Here is a 16,422-nt window from a genome sequence, read left to right on the forward strand (position 1 = left end):
CACGTCCTCCGCCAACCGGTCATGCCCGCCCGCCCCGGCGGATCATCGGGATCGTCGCGACGTGGACGAGCACCGCCACGGTGATCGCGAAGACCAACAGGACGACCGGGATCGGGAAGAACGCGACGCCGACGCCGACCGCGAGCACCGGCAGGACGAGCCCCGCGTAGGCGACGAGGAACATGCCCGCCAGCACCTCGCCGCGCCGCTCGGGCCGTGCGAGAGCGCCGGCCGTCAGCATTGCACCGCGGAAGACCAGCCCGACACCGGCTCCGGCGAGGATGCCGGATGCCACGAACAGGAGGAGATCCGCCGTGAGCGCGCCGATCGCGAGGGCGGCGAGCCCGACGACCATCAGTCCCAGCGCGACCGGCAGCTGCCGGGACATCGCCCACCGGGCCAAGACCAGCTGCGAGGCCGCGGCAGCTGCGAGCACCGAGAAGCTCACCGCCCCTCCGGCAAGCGGCGACGCCACGTGCATCACATGCGCGAGGACGCTGGGAGCGAGCGACGTGAACAGGCCGAACACCGCGAACCCGGCGAAGGCGGCGGTCGCGGCCGCGGCGAAGTCGCCACGCGCTCCCTCGGGCAGGGAGACGCGCTGCGGGCGATAATGCGGACGCTTCGCCGTGCGGTCGACCGTCTCCGGCACCGCCATCAGGGCCGCCGCGGCGATCGCCAGCAGAACGAGGAAGACGACGAACGGCGTGATGGTCGGCGCAGGGAACATGGTCGCGACCGCGCCAGCCACGAGCGGACCGAGCGCCAGGCCGCCGGTGTTCACGACCGTGGCCACCGTCGTGGCCCGTGCGGGCCCCGACTCAGGCTCGGCGACCTCGGCCAGCTCGACGAGATGCGCGGATGCGGTGGCCATGAGCGTGCCGATGCCCGCGCCCGAGATGACGCGGGCGACGATGAGACCGGCCACTCCCGGCCAGAGCAGGAAGAGCACGGCGGCGACGATCTCCAGCGTGATTCCGATGAGGATCATCCGCCGTCGCCCGGCCCAGTCCGAGATGTGTCCCACGAGGAACAGTGCACCGAGGACGCCGATGGCATAGGCGGCGAAGATCACCGTGACGACCCAGGTCGGGAAGTCGTCTGCGCGCTGGTAGAAGCCGTAGAGGGGCGTCGGCACGGTCGTGAAGGCCATCGTCGTGAGGAAGGCGGCCGTGACGATGCCGAATCCGAGTCGATGCCGCCGTTGCCGGACTGCTGCGGTGGGGGTGGATGCGGTCCCGGTGCTCATGTCTCCATCGTGCGCGTCGCGTCCTATCGATGGAAGCGAACGGATTCGCTAACTCTCATCGTTGACATCGATATATGATCGCGACATGGAGACGCGCCTGCTGGAGTACTTCGTCGCCGTGGCGCAAGAGGGCGGGTTCACGCGGGCCGCCGAGCGCTGCCATGCCGCGCAGTCCACCGTGTCGGCCGGCATCCGCGCGCTCGAATCCGATCTCGGGGTCGTGCTGTTCGAGCGCGATACGCGGCGGGTCGCCCAGACGCCGACGGGTGCCGCGGTCCTGCCCCTGGCGCGCGAGCTCCTCGACCAGCTCGGACGGCTGCGGGATGTCGCGTCGGACGACGGCGTGCTGCGCGGGACGCTCCGAGTCGGCACGCTCACCAATGTCGTGGCCGGGATGCGCCTGTCCTCGGTGCTGGGGCGCTTCCAGGCGCAGCATCCCGGTGTGGACCTGCAGCTCTCGCCGAGTCCGACGGGGTCCGCCGGACTCGCCCGGGACCTCGCCGACGGCCGCATCGACCTGGCATTCCTCGGCGGCGCGCCGATGCCGCTGGCCGATCTCGAGGCGGAGCCGCTCGCCCGATCGATCTTCGTGGCGATCCTCCCCCTCGGTCACCCCCTGGGGGAACAGGACATCGTTCCTCTGGCCGAGCTGGTGCGCCTGCCGTTCATCGACTCGCCGGAGGGCTTCGGAAACCGCACGGCGCTCGACAGCGCCATCGCCGCGCGGGGTCTTGCCCGACGCACCACGATCGAGATCGCCGACGTCGCGCAGATGCCGCTGTTCGTCGCCGCAGGCCTCGGTGTCGCGGTGATGCCGCGCTCACTTGTGCCGTCCGACGTGGTGGGTGTCGACCTGCATCCGCTCGACACCCTGATCGAATGGGAGCTGCTCGTCGCGACCCGTCGGCGACCCTCGGCGGCAGCGCGAGCGCTGCGCACCGCCGTCGCCGCGGAGTTCGCCTCGGACTGAGCCCGCGGCCTTTCAGGCGGCCATCAGGCCCTCGCAAGGCCTGAGGGTAGGCTGAACACGTGACCATGGAGCTCGAGCTCGGCCGCGGCAAGCGCGCGCGCCGCGCCTACACGTTCGACGACATCGCCGTCGTGCCCTCGCGCCGCACGCGCAACCCCGAGGACGTCTCGACCGCCTGGACGATCGACGCGTTCCCGTTCGCGGTGCCGGTCATCGGCGCACCGATGGACTCGGTCGTGAGCCCCCAGACGGCCATCATGCTCGGCCGTCTCGGCGCGCTCGGCGTGCTCGACCTCGAAGGACTGTGGACGCGCTACGACGACCCGGAGCCGCTGCTCGCCGAGATCGCCGCACTCGATGACGAGGTCGCGACGCGACGGATGCAGGAGATCTACGCCGAGCCGATCAAGCCCGAGCTCGTGCGCGACCGGCTGGCGGAGATCCGCGCCGCCGGCGTCACCGTCGCCGGCGCCCTCACCCCGCAGCGGACGCAGGAGCTCTACGAGACCGTGGTCTCCGCCGGCGTCGATCTGTTCGTCATCCGCGGCACCACCGTGTCCGCCGAGCACGTGTCGTCCGTCGCCGAGCCGCTGAATCTCAAGAAGTTCATCTACGACCTCGACGTCCCCGTGATCGTCGGCGGCGCGGCGACCTACACGGCCGCGCTGCACCTCATGCGCACGGGGGCAGCGGGCGTCCTCGTCGGCTTCGGCGGGGGAGCCGCATCCACCACCCGCGCGACCCTCGGTCTGCACGCGCCGATGGCCACTGCGGTCGCCGACGTCGCGGGCGCGCGTCGCGACTACCTCGACGAGTCGGGTGGCCGCTACGTGCACGTCATCGCCGACGGCGGTGTCGGCACGTCGGGCGACATCGTCAAGGCGATCGCCATGGGCGCCGACGCCGTCATGCTCGGCGTGGCCCTGGCGCGGGCGACGGATGCGCCGGGCGGCGGCTTCCACTGGGGTGCCGAGGCGCACCACCCGCACCTGCCGCGCGGCCGTCGCGTCGCCGTCGAGCACGTCGCCACGCTCGAGGAGATCCTCTACGGGCCCGCACCCGTCGCCGACGGGACCGTCAACCTCATCGGCGCGCTCAAGAAGTCCATGGCCACGACCGGGTACTCCGACCTCAAGGAGTTCCAGCGCGTCGAGGTCGTCGTCGCGCCGTACTGATGCCCGACGTCTCCGAACCGCCGTCGGCCCACGCGCCCATCGAGGTCTTCCCGCCCACACTCCGCGAGGTCATGGTGCGTCCCCGGTGGATCGCCATGCTGCTGCTGTGCCTGGTGGTCGCGGGGGTGTTCGCCTGGCTCGGCCAGTGGCAGCTCGGCCGCGCGATCGACACCGCCCCGGTGCAGAAGAGCACGTCCGAGCAGGTCAAGCCGATCGCGGATGTCGTGAAGCCGGGGGAGTACCTCGACGACCGGCTGGTGGGGCAGAAGGTGGCCGTCGACGGCGACTGGGTCGCGGGCGACTTCATCGTCGTCTCGTCGCGGTACAACGACGGCGTGGAGGGCTACTGGGTCACCGGTCAGCTCCGCCTGAAGGACACGGCGACGCCGACGTCGCTCGCCGTGGCGGTCGGCTGGACGCCGGATCGGGCGAAGGCGGATGCCGTGGCATCCGCGCTCAACGCCTCCTCCGGCGGCGCGCGCCTCACGGGACGGCTGATCTCCGACGAGGGGCCGATCGTGCCCGACCCGAACGGCGACCCGCTCGAGCTCACGCGCATGTCGCCCGCGGCGCTGCTCAGCCGCTGGCACGACGTGCAGGGACTCGACGTCTACCGCCCCTACCTGACGAGCGCCACGCCGCTCGGCGGCCTCCAGGCGATCTCGTCGCCCGCGCCGGACGAGCGCCAGGGCGTCAACTGGCTGAACCTCTTCTACGCCGCGGAGTGGGCCGTGTTCGCCGGCTTCGCGTTCTACCTCTGGTATCGCCTCGCGAAGGATGCGTGGGAGAAGGAGGTCGAGGAGCTGGAGGAGCTCTCGGCCGGCGTCGATGAGCGCGGAGTCTAGACTGGAGGCATGCCTCCCGCCCCCAAGATCGCCAGTTTTCCGGCGATCCGCGGCGCGCTGAAGTTCTATCAGATCTGCTCGGTGATCACGGGTACGTTCCTGCTTCTGCTCTGCGCCGAGATGATCGTCAAGTACGCCTTCGGACACGAGCTCTTCCTCGGGGGATCCGGCGGATTCCTCTCCTTCGCACCCGTGATCGAAGGTCCGCACGGTACCGAGTCCTCGGGCGACGGTCTGAACGTGTCGATGTCGATCCTCGTGGTCCACGGCTGGTTCTACGTCGTCTACCTGTTCTCGTGCTTCCGCGTGTGGAGCCTCATGCGGTGGCCGTTCTGGCGCTTCCTGCTGCTGGCCGCCGGCGGCATCGTGCCCTTCCTGTCCTTCATCATGGAGGGCATCGTCGCGCGCGACGTCAAGCGGTACATGCAGGAGCGCGAGGCCGCCGTCGTCGCCGAGATGGCGGGCGACGCATCCACCGATTCCGAAAGCTCGGCCACCCCCTCGCGATCCGAAGGAGCTCGATGACCGACCAGCCCGAGACCTCACAGCGTCCCGTCCTCGTCGTCGACTTCGGCGCACAGTATGCGCAGCTGATCGCGCGTCGCGTGCGCGAGGCCGGCGTCTACAGCGAGATCGTGCCCCACGACGCGACGGCCGCCGACATCGCCGCGAAGAACCCGGTGGGCATCATCCTCACCGGCGGCCCCTCGTCGGTGTACGAGGAGGGCGCTCCGCGCCTCGACCCCGATGTGCTCGAGCTGGGCGTGCCCACGCTCGGCATCTGCTACGGCTTCCAGGTCATGGCCCAGACTCTGGGCGGGCGGGTCGCGAACACCGGGCTGCGGGAGTACGGCGCGACGGATGCCGTGATCACCGGCGACGGCGGCGTGCTCCTCGGCGGCCAGCCGAGCGAGCAGAACGTGTGGATGAGCCACGGCGACCAGGTCGCCGAGGCGCCGGAGGGCTTCACGGTCCTGGCCAAGACGGGGGCGACCGAGGTCGCGGCCTTCAGCAACGACGAGAAGCGCCTCTACGGCGTGCAGTGGCACCCCGAGGTCAAGCACTCGGACTACGGCCAGCGCGTGATCGAGAACTTCCTGCACCGGGCGGCGGGCCTTCCCGCCGACTGGAACAGCGGCAACGTCATCGCCGAGCAGGTGGAGCGCATCCGCGAGCAGGTCGGCGATGCGCGGGTCATCTCCGCCCTGTCCGGCGGTGTCGACTCCGCGGTCTCGACCGCCCTGGTGCACAAGGCCATCGGCGACCAGCTGACGGCGGTGTTCGTCGACCACGGCCTGCTCCGCAAGGGCGAGCGCGAACAGGTCGAGCAGGACTACGTCGCCTCGACGGGCGTGCGCCTGATCACGGTGGATGCCGCGGACACCTTCCTCGGCCACCTCGCCGGCGTGACGGACCCCGAGGAGAAGCGCAAGATCATCGGCCGCGAGTTCATCCGCGCGTTCGAGAAGGTGCAGCGCGAGCTCGTCGACGAGGCCAAGGCAGAGGGCGCGCCGATCAAGTTCCTCGTGCAGGGCACGCTGTACCCGGATGTCGTGGAGTCCGGCGGCGGTACCGGCACCGCGAACATCAAGTCGCACCACAATGTGGGGGGTCTTCCCGACGACCTCGACTTCGACCTCATCGAGCCGTTGCGCACCCTGTTCAAGGACGAGGTGCGCGCGATCGGCCGGGAGCTCGGCATCCCCGAGGCCATCGTCGGCCGCCAACCCTTCCCGGGACCGGGCCTCGGCATCCGGATCATCGGCGAAGTCACTCGCGATCGCCTCGAGATCCTGCGCGACGCGGATGCCATCGCGCGCGAGGAGCTCAGCACGGCGGGGCTCGACGGCGAGATCTGGCAGTGCCCGGTCGTGCTGCTCGCCGATGTGCGCTCGGTCGGCGTGCAGGGCGACGGCCGCACGTACGGCCACCCCATCGTGCTGCGTCCGGTCTCCAGCGAGGACGCCATGACCGCGGACTGGACGCGCCTGCCCTACGACGTCCTCTCGAAGATCTCGAACCGCATCACCAACGAGGTGCGCGAGGTGAACCGCGTCGTGCTCGACGTCACGTCGAAGCCCCCGGGGACCATCGAGTGGGAGTGAACGTGAACGGATGCCGCGGGCCTGTGCCCGCGGCATCCGTCGTCTGGGGGCCGTGCGGGAGGATGAGACGGTGACCCGACCCACGCTGCCCGATGCCGCATACGCTGTGCTGTCGAGCCGGCTCATCCCGGGATTGGACGGCGGCTACACCGTGGCGACACTCGCCCGGGCGCGACTGCTCGAGGAGGCCGGCGCCGGCACGGTGACGCTGCTGACTGTGGACCCGGGGGCACCCGAGGCGCACGCCGAGCAGCGCGCGGAGTTCGTGCGGCGGGGGGACGCGGCATCCGTCGACCGCTTCCGGAACCTGTTCGACGACGCTCTCGCCGATCCCTCGTGGCTGCGCGATGCCGCGGTGCCGGGAGAGCCGACGCCCGATGTCGGGTACCGCGATGTCGGCGGGGTGGTGTCGATCCCCGTCATCCCGGGCGACCCGGACTGGCACCTCACCGATGCCGCGGTGGTCGTGCGCGGCGCCGGCGTGATCGCAGGATTCCGCGGGCTGTACCTGGCGTGGCTTCAGCACGTCGTCGACGAGCTGCGCGCGGATGCCCCGGAGCGCGTCGTCGTGCTCGTGTGCGAGTCGCGGCAGCTCGGCGAGCTGATCGCCGGATGGGACGACCCCGGTGTGCGGATCGTCCACACCATCCACAACTCGCACCTCGAGCCGCCGTACGACGACCCGGACGGTCCGATCAACGCGCTGTGGCGTCGCTGGTTCGCGGTCGCCGGCAGCTTCGACGTGGTGCTCTGGCCGACGGCCGCGCAGCGCGAGGAGGTGTCGGCGCGCTTCGGCGGCCACGACACGTATGCCGTCGTGCCGAATGCGGTCGAGCAGATCGCGCGCTCCACCCAGGCTCCCGAGCCTGTCGAGGGGTCGAGCCCTGCGCACGGCGCGGGCCGCGACGCTTCGACGGGCTCGACGGCCGTTTCCCACCGGGTGGTCATGCTGAACCGGCTGGCGCCGCAGAAGCGCGTGGACCACGCCATCCGGGCATGGGCGACGGTCGTCGAGGCGGTTCCCGACGCGACCCTCGACGTCTACGGCGGGGGACCGCTGCGCGACGAGCTGCAGCAGCTCATCGAGGAGCTCGACCTCGCCGGGTCGGTCACCCTGCACGGCCACGTCGACGACCGCGAGGCGGTGTTCGCCGGTGCATCCCTCTTCCTCGCCTCGTCCGCCTACGAGGGGCAGGGCCTGTCGACGGCGGAGGCACTGGCGCGCGGCATCCCCGCCGTCTCGTACGACGTGCGCTACGGACCGCGCGAGACGATCCAGGATGCCGGGATCGTCGTGCCGTCCGGCGACATCGACGGCCTCGCCGACGCGGTCATCGCGCTCCTGCGGGACGACGAGAGGCGCGCCGTGCTCGCGGCGCGGGCTCCGGAGGTGGCGGCGGACCTCGCGCCGGATGTCGTTCGCGGCCTGCTCATCGCGGCGATCGAGGGCGCCGTATCCCGGCCGTCGCGCCGCACGCCGTCATGACGGCGAAACAAGCCACGGCCGGATCCGCCACTCGCTCACCGCCCCCTCGATGACGAACGGGTCGGCTGCGGCGAACTCCTCGGCGCTCGCGGCGGAGCGGAAGATCGCCATCGCTCCGGGCTGATCGTCTTCCGGCACGGGGAAGGGGCCGATCATGACGAGCTCTCCGGGACGCTCTGTGCGGAAGCGCTGACCGTACGCGTTGTGTGCGGGAAAGAGCGCGCCGATGCGCTCGCGGGCTCCCCGTTCGGAGAAGTACAGCAGCAGGAAATGCTCCACCCATTGCGGGCGGTCTCCGTCGGTCATGACGGGTCCTCCCTTCCCGGCCAGACCTTCCCGGCCCACGGATCGTAGTCCGCGATCAGCGCCTCCTGCGCGGGCCGCTCGGCCTCGGGCACGTGCTGGAGGTTGATGCGCACCCGGTACCAGAGGGAGCTCGAGCCGCGCATGCCGTCGACGAGTACGTCGGCCGGCTGCAGCTGCGCGGCGACGGAGGCGTGCGACGCCTTCCACTGCTCGAGCGCGTCCACCGCCTCGGGCTTGGTCCTGGTGCGGGCGACCTCGATGAGCGGCATCGTGGACACCCGGCGTCCCGATCCGTCGCCGCCGCGCGGAGGCTTCTCGGAGGGGCCGAGCTCCTTCGCGAGCGCGAGCAGCGCGTCGAGGGAACCGGCATCCCGATCGATGCCTTCGTGCGGATCGCCGATCTCCGCGAAGCGCTCGCGGACCGACCGCACCGTGAACCCCTCCGGACGGCGCACGCGCACCTCGTCCCACGCGAGCGGGGTCGACACCCGGGCATCCGGAAGCGGACGGATCGAATAGGCCGATGCGACGGTGCGGTCCTTCGCGTTCTGGTTGAAGTCGACGAACACGCTCTCGCCCCGCTCCTCCTTCCACCACCGAGCGGTGGCGAGGCCCGGAGCCCGGTTCTCGACCTCGCGCGCGAGCGTCTCCGCCGCGAGGCGCACGGTCGCGAAATCCCACTCCGGCCGGATCCGGACGAGGATGTGCATGCCCCGCGATCCGCTCGTCTTCGGCCAGCCCACCAGACCGTGGTCATCGAGCACCTCGCGCGCGACGAACGCCACGTCGACGATCTGCGGCCAGTCCACGCCCGGCATCGGGTCGAGGTCGACGCGCAGCTCGTCCGGGTGCTCGAGGTCGTCGGCGCGGACGCCGTGCGGGTTCAGGTCGAGGCAGCCCAGGTTGGCGATCCAGGCGAGGCCGGCAGCATCCGTCACCACCGCCTCCTCGGCCGAGCGGCCCGAGGCGTAGTGCAGCACCGCGGTGCCGATGTAGTCCGGATGCTCGGGCACCCGCTTCTGGAAGAACGGCTCGGCGTCGATGCCCTTCACGAAGCGCTTGAGCACCATCGGCCGGCCCCCCGCACCGCGCAGTGCGCCGTCGGCGACGGCGACGTAGTACTCGACGATGTCGAGCTTCGTCAGCCCGGGTTCGGGGAAGACGACCTTGTCCGGGTGCGACACGCGCACCTCGTGGTCGCCGATCTCGAGGAACGTCTCGGCTCGCCCTGCCATGAGCGCCAGGTTACTCGTGCCTCGAGGTTCACGATTCAGTCCAAGCGACTGCCGCGCGGCCGGCGCCTCCCGCGATTCCGCGGGGTCGACCCCGTCAGCCGCCGGATCTCCTGAATCCCGAACGCGCCGCGCGAGGTGAGGCGCCGACGGCGATCGCTCGGCGACGAGGAACCGATCCTTCTGCGCTGGGCGGATCCGCGGGCGGCGGATCCGCCGCGGGACGAACACCGCCTGCCGCGGCAGAGACCGCGCGACAGTGGGGCCATGGCAGAAGACACGAAGATCCCGGTGTTCGGCGGCGAGGCCCGCCGGGAGCTCTATCAGCAGCGGGTGCTCGTCCTCGACGGCCCCCTCGACGACGACAACGGCACCCTGCTCGCGACGCAGCTGCTCGCACTCGCCGCGGAGGATGCGTCCTCCGACATCGCGCTCTGGATCCATTCGCCGGGCGGATCGGTCCCCGCGATGCTGGCGATCCGCGACGTGATGCAGCTCATCCCGAACGATGTCTCGACCCTCGCCCTCGGTCTCGCGTGCAGCGCGGGGCAGTTCCTGCTGTCCGCGGGCACGCCGGGCAAGCGGCGGGCGCTGCCGCACGCGCGCATCCTGATGCACCAGGGCTCGGCGGGCATCGGCGGGACGACGGTCGACGTCGAGGTGCAGGCCGCCGACCTGCGCTACACCCGCGACACCGTGCTCGCCCTGGTCGCGCAGGACACCGGTCAGCCGCTCGAGCGGATCTTCGACGACTCGCTGCACGACCGCTGGTATACGGCGTCCGAGGCTCTCGACTACGGATTCATCGACGCGATCGTGGCCGACTTCGCCGAGATCTCGCCCCGCCGCAAGCGTCCCGCGGGCCTGGGGGTGGCGGCATGAGCAGCTACACGATCCCGAGCGTCATCAGCCGCGATCCGCGCGGCGACCGCATCATGGACGTCTACTCGCATCTGCTCGCCGAGCGGGTCGTCTATCTCGGCACCGGGATCGACGCGGGCGTCGCCAACGCGCTCATCGCGCAGCTGCTGCACCTGGATGCCGACAGCCAGGAGCGCGACATCCAGCTCTACATCAACTGCGAGGGCGGAGACGAGGCTGCCATGCTCGCCGTCTACGACACCATGCAGCACGTGCGTCCGGATGTCGCGACCACGTGCATCGGGCAGGCCGTCGGCGTCGGCGCGGTCATGCTCGCAGCCGGCGCGCCGGGCAAGCGCGCGGTGCTGCCGCACGCCCGGGTCGTGCTGCATCAGCCCGCCGGGCAGGGGCGCGGGGCGATCCCGGACCTCATCCTGCAGGCCGATGAGCTGGTGCGCGTGCGGGCGGAGGTCGAGGACCTGCTCGCGAAGCACACGGGACAGGATGCGGCGCGCCTGCGCGCCGACACCGACCGCGACCGCGTCTTCACGGCGGCCGACGCCGTGGCCTACGGGCTGGTCGACCGCGTGCTGGAGCGCGGCTGAGCTATGCGACGCGGAGGACGGCACCGGTGGATGCGGGCGCCAGCCGCTCCGAGACCGCCCTCGTGAGATCGTGCAGCGTGAGGTCGAGAGCACCCGCGACGGCGGCGAGCATCTCGCTCGACGGATCCTTGAGTCCACGCTCCATCTCGGAGAGGTACTGCGGCGAGACGCCGGACCGCCGTGCAGTGTCACTGAGGCGATCGCCGCGCTCGTGCCGGGCGGTGCGGAGCACATCGCCGACGGCCTCCCGCCACAGCGGCGCGAGCTCGGGCGGCGCGGGATGCGCCGGCGCGGTCTCGGGGACGACCGGTCGTACGGGGAAGGGGATGATCTCGGCCATGTCGCCACGATAGGCCGGGGGTCGGCATCCGTCCCGGTCTTCCGCCCACAGCAGAACGCCGACGGCGGAAGGGCCGTCAGATGGCCGCGAGCGCGCCGCGCTCCGCGCCCGCTGCTCATGACGAGAGCCCCCGCAACGCGCGGGGGCTCTCGTCGTCTGATGGATCAGCCGTCGGCGTCGGTCGTGCCGGCCGCCGTCGGGGCAACCTGGTCGGGCGCGAGGATCTTCTTGCCGCCCGGGTACGGGGTGGTCCAGTTGTGCGTCTGGTACCACGTCCAGCGGTTCATGAGAGCCGGGTCGGCCTCGTCGGGGATTGCACCGTTGCCGGTGAGAGCCTCGCCCTGGGCCCACTTCTCCCACTTGGCCGCGACCTCCTTCTCGGAGGCCGGGACGGATGCCGCGGCCGCCGCATCCGCGTTCACCTTCGCCGCTGCCGCGCCGGTCTGGCCGAGCGTGTCCAGACCGCAGGACGGAGCCGTCACGACGCCCTCGGTGAGCGGGACCTCGTTGCGCACGGACGTGTACGGCGTCGTGTCGGCCTTGCCGGCGAACGCGTCATACATCGGCGTGGCCGCCGCGATCTTCTCGTTGAGCGGCTGGGCACCGAGGATCTGCTCGATCGTGCGCACGACCGAGATCTGCGAGTAGTACGTGTCGATGGTCTTGCCGTGCTGCGCCCACGGGCTGATCACCTGCACCGGCGAGCGGTGGCCGTCGACGTGGTCGGCACCGTCCTGGCTGTCGTCCTCGAGCACGAAGATCGCGGAGTCCTGCCAGTACTTGCTGTGCGAGATCTCGTCGACGATCTTGCCGACCGCCAGGTCGTTGTCGGCGACCTGCGCCTCGGGGTCGGCGGTGCCGCCCGTGTGGTCGCTCGACAGCCACATCATGTTCAGCGACGCCGGCCCGTTCTTCTCGAAGTCCTGCTTCCAGATCTCGTACCGGTAGGTGTCCGGGATCGCCGTGTCGAACTTCGGGTAGTCGTGGTCCGTGATCGCGTTGAGCGACGGGATCGGCGACTCGGTGTCCTGCTTGATCGACGCATCCGTCAGCTGTGCCGGGTCGCCGCCGCCCATGACGCTGCTCGCCGCGCAGTAGTAGTTCTGCCAGGTCGCCGTCGCCGGCTTCGTCTCGAACTGCGTGAACTCGCCGAAGTTCTTCGCCGTGCCGCCCGCCTGCGCGACCGCGGTCCACAGGAAGCCCGAGCGCTGGTGGCCGAGCACGTCGTCCTCGGTGTCATACGACCGCGTGTATTCGCCCGCGCTCGACTCGGTGTACTCGGGGTTGTCGCCCTGCATGAGCCAGTTGTGGCCCTCGGCGGAGTTCGTGCCGATGTCGTACGTGTTGTCGTACAGCCCGAACTGCGTCGCCAGCGCGTGCTGGTTCGGCGTGACCTTCTGGCCGAACTGGGCGAGCGTCGCGTCGCCGTTGCCCTGCGTCATGTCGCCGTACACCTGGTCGTAGGTGCGGTTCTCCTTCACCAGCAGGAACACGTGCTTGATGGTGGAGGGATCGCCGACACGAGCGGGGACCGGCACGGCGGCGGCCTTCTGGCCGTTCGCCTGCTGCAGCGAGTTGTCGGTCCAGCCGTTCTGCGCGAACACCGTCGCCGTGTACTTCGCGATGTCCTTGTCGCTCGGCAGCGCGAACCGTGTCAGCGACGCGGTGGTGGAGTGCGTGCCGTGACCGGTCGCAGAGACGGTGCCCTGGCCCTTGTTGAAGGTCAGCTCCGGCCCGCGCGCGTCGATGCCGCGCGTGTTGGTCACCACGATCCGGCCGTTCGCGCTCGCGATCGCCGCCGGGTAGTAGTCCGTGGGCAGGAGTCCGACGAGGCTGGCGGGCGAGCGCGGGTCCTTCTCGACCGAGTACACCGCGATCGCGTTCGCACGGCCGAGCGTGACGAGCAGGTGTCCGTCGACGACCGCGATGCCGGTGGGCTCGTAGCCGACCGTCGACTTCGTCCACGGCTGCGTGCTGATCGTCTGCACGACCTGGTCGGTCGTGGTGTCGATGACCGAGACGGTGTCGCTGTTGGTGTTCGCCACGTAGAGGGTGGTGCCCTCCAGGTGCATCGCCGTCGGGTGCAGGCCGACGCCGACCGATGCGACGGCGGCCGCGGGATCCGTCGTGTCGATGACGCTGACCGTTCCCGTGGTCGACGTGCCGAGGAAGGCGTCCGCGGGCACCTGGGTGCCGTAGGAGTTGATCGTCGTGTCGCCCGCGGTCGCCGTGCGGCCGCCCTCGTTGCTCACGTAGAGCCGATCGCCGACGAACTGCAGGCTGCGCGGTGCGATCCCGACGTTCCAGGTGCGGCTGATCGTGCCCGCGACGGGATCGATCGCGACGACGGTGTTCTGACCGTTGACCGCGGCGTACAGCGTCGCGCCGTCGGGGGAGTAGACGGCTTTGCCGGTGAGGGCCCGCGTGCCGGCCACGGTCGGGATCGTCACCTTGACGCCGGCGCCGAGCGTGCCGTCTGCGTTCACCGGGAAGCGGGTGAGGCCCGTCGCCTCCGGGAGCCAGAGGAACTTCCCATCCGGCGAGAATGTCGGCCCCTCCTGGCCCACGGTGCCGTCGGAGAGCTTCTCGTTGACGCCCGAGGCGGTCCCCACGGTCCAGATGAGCTTGTACGACTGCAGATCGAAGACCTGCAGTGCGACGGACTTGTCGGTGCTGGTCGCGGCCAGGAAGCGGCCGTCGGGGCTCACGGTCGAGCCCATGAACTTTCCGTTGTTCGTCACCAGTCGATCGCCGATCGGCTTGATGATCTGGTTGTCGGAGATCTGGATGCCCTCGCTGTACTGCGTGCCGACCTGGTCGGCGCCGAAACCGATCGTCGACGCGGTGGCGATGCCCCCGCCGACGACGGCGACCGCGCAGCCGGCGGCCGCGCTGATGAACAGCGCCCGCCTGCTCAGCCGACGCTTGCGCTGCGGCTGTCCGCCGGCGCCTTGACGTGCCTCGTGCATGATGTCCCTTCCGAAGGTCGTGACCTGCCGGGGATCCGCTGGGGGATCCCCTCGAGCACGCTAGGGATGCGGGGAGACGGCCGATGATCGGCGTCGAGAACGACGGATGAATGTCACATGAGGGCGGTCTCATGTGAGCTTGCTCGGAATGAGGGCTCACGCGCGGAAACGACGACGGCCGCCCGGGATCCCGGGCGGCCGTCGTACGTCTTGCAGCTAGTTGCTTCGCGCGATGGCGAGGATGCGGAGGACCTCGATGTACAGCCAGACGACCGTCACCATGATGCCGAAGCCGCCGATCCAGCCGTACTGACGCGGGGCGCCGTTGCGGACGCCCTGCTGGATCATGTCGAAGTCGAGCACGAGGGAGTACGCCGCCATGATGACGACGAAGACGCCGATCAGGACGCCCCACGGGATGCCGAAGAGGAAGCTCGGCTGGCTCAGCATCCCGAACGCGCCGCCCGCGATCGGAGCACGGAAGAGCATCAGGACGACATTGATCAGCGAGAAGACCAGGTAGCCGATCATCGCGATCATCCAGATCTTCGTCGCGCGCTTCGACGCACGGACCTTGCCGCTGGCGAACAGCGCCAGCGTGACGCCGACGACCGAGAGGGTCGCGAGCGTGGCCTGCACGACGATGCCCGGGAAGAGGAACTCGAAGAACGCCGAGATCGATCCGACGAACAGACCCTCGAGCGCGGCGTACGCGAAGATGAGCGCCGGGCGCACCTTCTTCGAGAAGGAGATGACCATGGCGAGCACGAAGCCGCCGAGGGCGCCGATGATCCACGGCATCGCGGTGGGCTGCGGGTTGGCCGCCGTGACCGGCGCCATCGTCCAGACCCATCCGACGACCGATGTGACCAAGAGGATCGCGAAGAGGCCCACGGTCTTCCAGACCGTGTCCTCGATGGTCATGCGGCCGGTCTCGCGTGCGCCGGCCGGGGGCGCCGCGAAGGCGCCTTCGAGCTTTGCCTGGGTCGCCACATCGACGGCGGGCGGCGGCGTGTAGGCGGTCTGACCGCCGACGGTCGCTCCCTGGGTCTTGCGCGGATCCTGGAAGGCCGGGTTGTTGAAGGCGGGGTTCGCCGAGACCATGCTCGTCACACTCCTGTTTGGTGGACACCACTGTGATGTCCATCCCCACGATAGTCGTCGGACACCGCCGAGTGCTCGGTTGATACTGGGAGACCCCTCGGAGCCGCATAGCCTTTCCTGCGTGACCATCGTCATCGGGCATCGCGGCGCCCCGGGCTATCGTCCCGAGCACACCCGCTCCTCCTATCTGCTGGCGTTCGCGATGGGAGCGGATGCGGTCGAGCCCGACGTCGTCGTCTCGCGCGACGGCGTGCTCGTGGTGCGGCACGAGAACGAGATCTCCGGGACGACGGATGTGGCGGAGCATCCCGAGTTCGCCGACCGCCGCGCGACCAGGACAGTCGACGGCGAGGAGCTCACAGGCTGGTTCGCCGAGGACTTCGACTGGGCCGAGCTCGCGACCCTCCGCGCCCGCGAGCGGCTGCCTCGCATCCGCCGGGCGAGCGCCGAGCACGACGGGGAGGAGCCCATCCTCTGTCTGCGCGACGTGCTCGATCTCGCCCGCGACGAGTCGGCACGCACCGGTCGCGACCTCGGGGTCGTCGTGGAGATCAAGCACGCGACCTACTTCGCATCGATCGGGTGGGATGTCTCGGCCCTCGTCGCCGCGGAGCTCCGGAACGCGGACTGGGCGACGGGGCAGAGGCCGCTGTGGATCGAGTCGTTCGAGGCATCCGTGCTCGACCGGGTCAAGGAGGCCGGCGTCGCGGCGACCTCCGTCTTCCTCATGGAGGCCTCCGGCGGCCCGTACGACCTCGTCGCCGCCGGCGAACCCGTGCCCTACGCCGAGCTCATGTCGCCGGCCGGGCTCGACGCCCTCGTCGGCCGGGTCGACGGGATCAGCGTGGACAAGCAGGTGCTGCTGCGCCGGCATCCACGGGTCGTCGCCGACGCGCACGAACGCGGCCTCACCGTCTTCGCCTGGACGTGCCGGCCGGAGAACATCTTCCTCTCTCCTCGGCACCGACGGATCGGCGGTGTCGCCGCCTTCGGCGACTACCGGCGGGAGTGGACGGCGATCCGCGACCTCGGCGTCGACGGCGTGTTCGTCGACCACGCCGACTTGGGCGTTCGCGCGTTCCAGGGCTGACCGTCCACGAGCCGCCGGATGCGGTGAACCCGCGGCCGATCGTTATCGCGCCGTCACCGAAAGCGTGTGAACGACCGTTAACCCG

General features: G+C 70.4%; 15 protein-coding genes. 9 read left to right on the forward strand and 6 right to left on the reverse strand.

Annotated features, from left to right (window positions below; translation table 11 throughout):
- Positions 1 to 19 precede the first annotated feature (19 nt).
- The gene (locus SM116_RS04690) at positions 20 to 1,249 is read right to left on the reverse strand and encodes an MFS transporter (protein ID WP_320943299.1); all 1,230 of its coding nucleotides are present in this window, start codon (positions 1,247 to 1,249) and stop codon (positions 20 to 22) included.
- An 85-nt stretch (positions 1,250 to 1,334) separates the two neighbouring features.
- Here SM116_RS04690 and SM116_RS04695 point away from each other — a divergent pair, with 85 nt between their 5' ends.
- The 6 genes from SM116_RS04695 to SM116_RS04720 all read left to right on the forward strand — a co-directional run bounded on the left by SM116_RS04695 (position 1,335) and on the right by SM116_RS04720 (position 7,830).
- Positions 1,335 to 2,219, forward strand: a complete 885-nt coding sequence (locus SM116_RS04695; protein ID WP_320943300.1) for a LysR family transcriptional regulator — start codon at positions 1,335 to 1,337, stop codon at positions 2,217 to 2,219.
- A gap of 65 nt (positions 2,220 to 2,284) precedes the next feature.
- A complete protein-coding gene (locus SM116_RS04700; protein ID WP_320944098.1) occupies positions 2,285 to 3,394 on the forward strand; it encodes a GuaB3 family IMP dehydrogenase-related protein in 1,110 nt (369 codons plus the stop codon).
- Positions 3,394 to 4,239: an SURF1 family protein gene (locus tag SM116_RS04705; RefSeq protein ID WP_425563293.1), complete on the forward strand. Its 846-nt coding sequence runs from the start codon at positions 3,394 to 3,396 to the stop codon at positions 4,237 to 4,239. The genes SM116_RS04700 and SM116_RS04705 overlap by 1 nt, the downstream gene beginning before the upstream one ends.
- A gap of 9 nt (positions 4,240 to 4,248) precedes the next feature.
- Entirely contained in the window at positions 4,249 to 4,764 is a 516-nt protein-coding gene (locus tag SM116_RS04710; protein ID WP_320943301.1) for a DUF3817 domain-containing protein, read from the forward strand.
- Complete coding sequence (gene guaA / locus SM116_RS04715; protein ID WP_320943302.1) at positions 4,761 to 6,344, forward strand: glutamine-hydrolyzing GMP synthase; 1,584 nt, start codon at positions 4,761 to 4,763, stop codon at positions 6,342 to 6,344. The genes SM116_RS04710 and guaA overlap by 4 nt, the downstream gene beginning before the upstream one ends.
- Before the next feature lie 70 nt (positions 6,345 to 6,414).
- Positions 6,415 to 7,830 (forward strand): glycosyltransferase, encoded by a 1,416-nt coding sequence (locus tag SM116_RS04720; RefSeq protein ID WP_320943303.1) that lies wholly within the window; start codon positions 6,415 to 6,417, stop codon positions 7,828 to 7,830.
- Here the strand turns inward: SM116_RS04720 and SM116_RS04725 are convergent.
- Positions 7,825 to 8,136 (reverse strand): YciI family protein, encoded by a 312-nt coding sequence (locus SM116_RS04725; protein ID WP_320943304.1) that lies wholly within the window; start codon positions 8,134 to 8,136, stop codon positions 7,825 to 7,827. The genes SM116_RS04720 and SM116_RS04725 overlap by 6 nt on opposite strands.
- Positions 8,133 to 9,371, reverse strand: coding sequence for a DNA polymerase domain-containing protein (locus SM116_RS04730; RefSeq protein ID WP_320943305.1), 1,239 nt, complete (start codon positions 9,369 to 9,371; stop codon positions 8,133 to 8,135). Before SM116_RS04730 ends, SM116_RS04725 begins: the two co-directional genes overlap by 4 nt.
- A 264-nt stretch (positions 9,372 to 9,635) precedes the next feature.
- Here SM116_RS04730 and SM116_RS04735 point away from each other — a divergent pair, with 264 nt between their 5' ends.
- Positions 9,636 to 10,250: a ClpP family protease gene (locus SM116_RS04735; protein ID WP_320943306.1), complete on the forward strand. Its 615-nt coding sequence runs from the start codon at positions 9,636 to 9,638 to the stop codon at positions 10,248 to 10,250.
- Positions 10,247 to 10,834, forward strand: a complete 588-nt coding sequence (locus SM116_RS04740) for a ClpP family protease (protein WP_320943307.1) — start codon at positions 10,247 to 10,249, stop codon at positions 10,832 to 10,834. Before SM116_RS04735 ends, SM116_RS04740 begins: the two co-directional genes overlap by 4 nt.
- Before the next feature lies 1 nt (position 10,835).
- Here the strand turns inward: SM116_RS04740 and SM116_RS04745 are convergent, their stop codons facing one another.
- From SM116_RS04745 to SM116_RS04755, 3 genes are all read right to left on the reverse strand, one after another.
- On the reverse strand, positions 10,836 to 11,174 hold the full coding sequence (locus SM116_RS04745) for a helix-turn-helix domain-containing protein (protein ID WP_320943308.1): 339 nt from the start codon (positions 11,172 to 11,174) through the stop codon (positions 10,836 to 10,838).
- Positions 11,175 to 11,338: 164 nt separating this feature from the next.
- On the reverse strand, positions 11,339 to 14,143 hold the full coding sequence (locus SM116_RS04750) for a bifunctional YncE/alkaline phosphatase family protein (RefSeq protein ID WP_320943309.1): 2,805 nt from the start codon (positions 14,141 to 14,143) through the stop codon (positions 11,339 to 11,341).
- A 216-nt stretch (positions 14,144 to 14,359) separates the two neighbouring features.
- Complete coding sequence (locus tag SM116_RS04755) at positions 14,360 to 15,247, reverse strand: Bax inhibitor-1/YccA family protein (RefSeq protein ID WP_320943310.1); 888 nt, start codon at positions 15,245 to 15,247, stop codon at positions 14,360 to 14,362.
- Between the two features lie 121 nt (positions 15,248 to 15,368).
- On the opposite strand from SM116_RS04755, the gene SM116_RS04760 reads away from it, so the two are divergent.
- Positions 15,369 to 16,337, forward strand: coding sequence for a glycerophosphodiester phosphodiesterase family protein (locus tag SM116_RS04760; RefSeq protein ID WP_320943311.1), 969 nt, complete (start codon positions 15,369 to 15,371; stop codon positions 16,335 to 16,337).
- Positions 16,338 to 16,422: the final 85 nt, after the last annotated feature.

Source organism: Microbacterium rhizosphaerae, from assembly GCF_034120055.1.
GTDB classification, from domain to species: domain Bacteria; phylum Actinomycetota; class Actinomycetes; order Actinomycetales; family Microbacteriaceae; genus Microbacterium; species Microbacterium rhizosphaerae.

Bases quoted from the DNA above. Each gene is read 5' to 3' on its own strand.
- SM116_RS04690 (WP_320943299.1), bottom strand. From the start codon at position 1,249: ATGAGCACCGGGACCGCATCCACCCCCACCGCAGCAGTCCGGCAACGG.
- SM116_RS04700 (WP_320944098.1), top strand. From the start codon at position 2,285: ATGGAGCTCGAGCTCGGCCGCGGCAAGCGCGCGCGCCGCGCCTACACG.
- SM116_RS04755 (WP_320943310.1), bottom strand. From the start codon at position 15,247: ATGGTCTCGGCGAACCCCGCCTTCAACAACCCGGCCTTCCAGGATCCG.
- SM116_RS04745 (WP_320943308.1), bottom strand. From the start codon at position 11,174: ATGGCCGAGATCATCCCCTTCCCCGTACGACCGGTCGTCCCCGAGACC.
- SM116_RS04695 (WP_320943300.1), top strand. From the start codon at position 1,335: ATGGAGACGCGCCTGCTGGAGTACTTCGTCGCCGTGGCGCAAGAGGGC.
- SM116_RS04710 (WP_320943301.1), top strand. From the start codon at position 4,249: ATGCCTCCCGCCCCCAAGATCGCCAGTTTTCCGGCGATCCGCGGCGCG.
- SM116_RS04705 (WP_425563293.1), top strand. From the start codon at position 3,394: ATGCCCGACGTCTCCGAACCGCCGTCGGCCCACGCGCCCATCGAGGTC.
- SM116_RS04735 (WP_320943306.1), top strand. From the start codon at position 9,636: ATGGCAGAAGACACGAAGATCCCGGTGTTCGGCGGCGAGGCCCGCCGG.
- SM116_RS04740 (WP_320943307.1), top strand. From the start codon at position 10,247: ATGAGCAGCTACACGATCCCGAGCGTCATCAGCCGCGATCCGCGCGGC.
- SM116_RS04750 (WP_320943309.1), bottom strand. From the start codon at position 14,143: ATGCACGAGGCACGTCAAGGCGCCGGCGGACAGCCGCAGCGCAAGCGT.
- SM116_RS04725 (WP_320943304.1), bottom strand. From the start codon at position 8,136: ATGACCGACGGAGACCGCCCGCAATGGGTGGAGCATTTCCTGCTGCTG.
- guaA (WP_320943302.1), top strand. From the start codon at position 4,761: ATGACCGACCAGCCCGAGACCTCACAGCGTCCCGTCCTCGTCGTCGAC.
- SM116_RS04730 (WP_320943305.1), bottom strand. From the start codon at position 9,371: ATGGCAGGGCGAGCCGAGACGTTCCTCGAGATCGGCGACCACGAGGTG.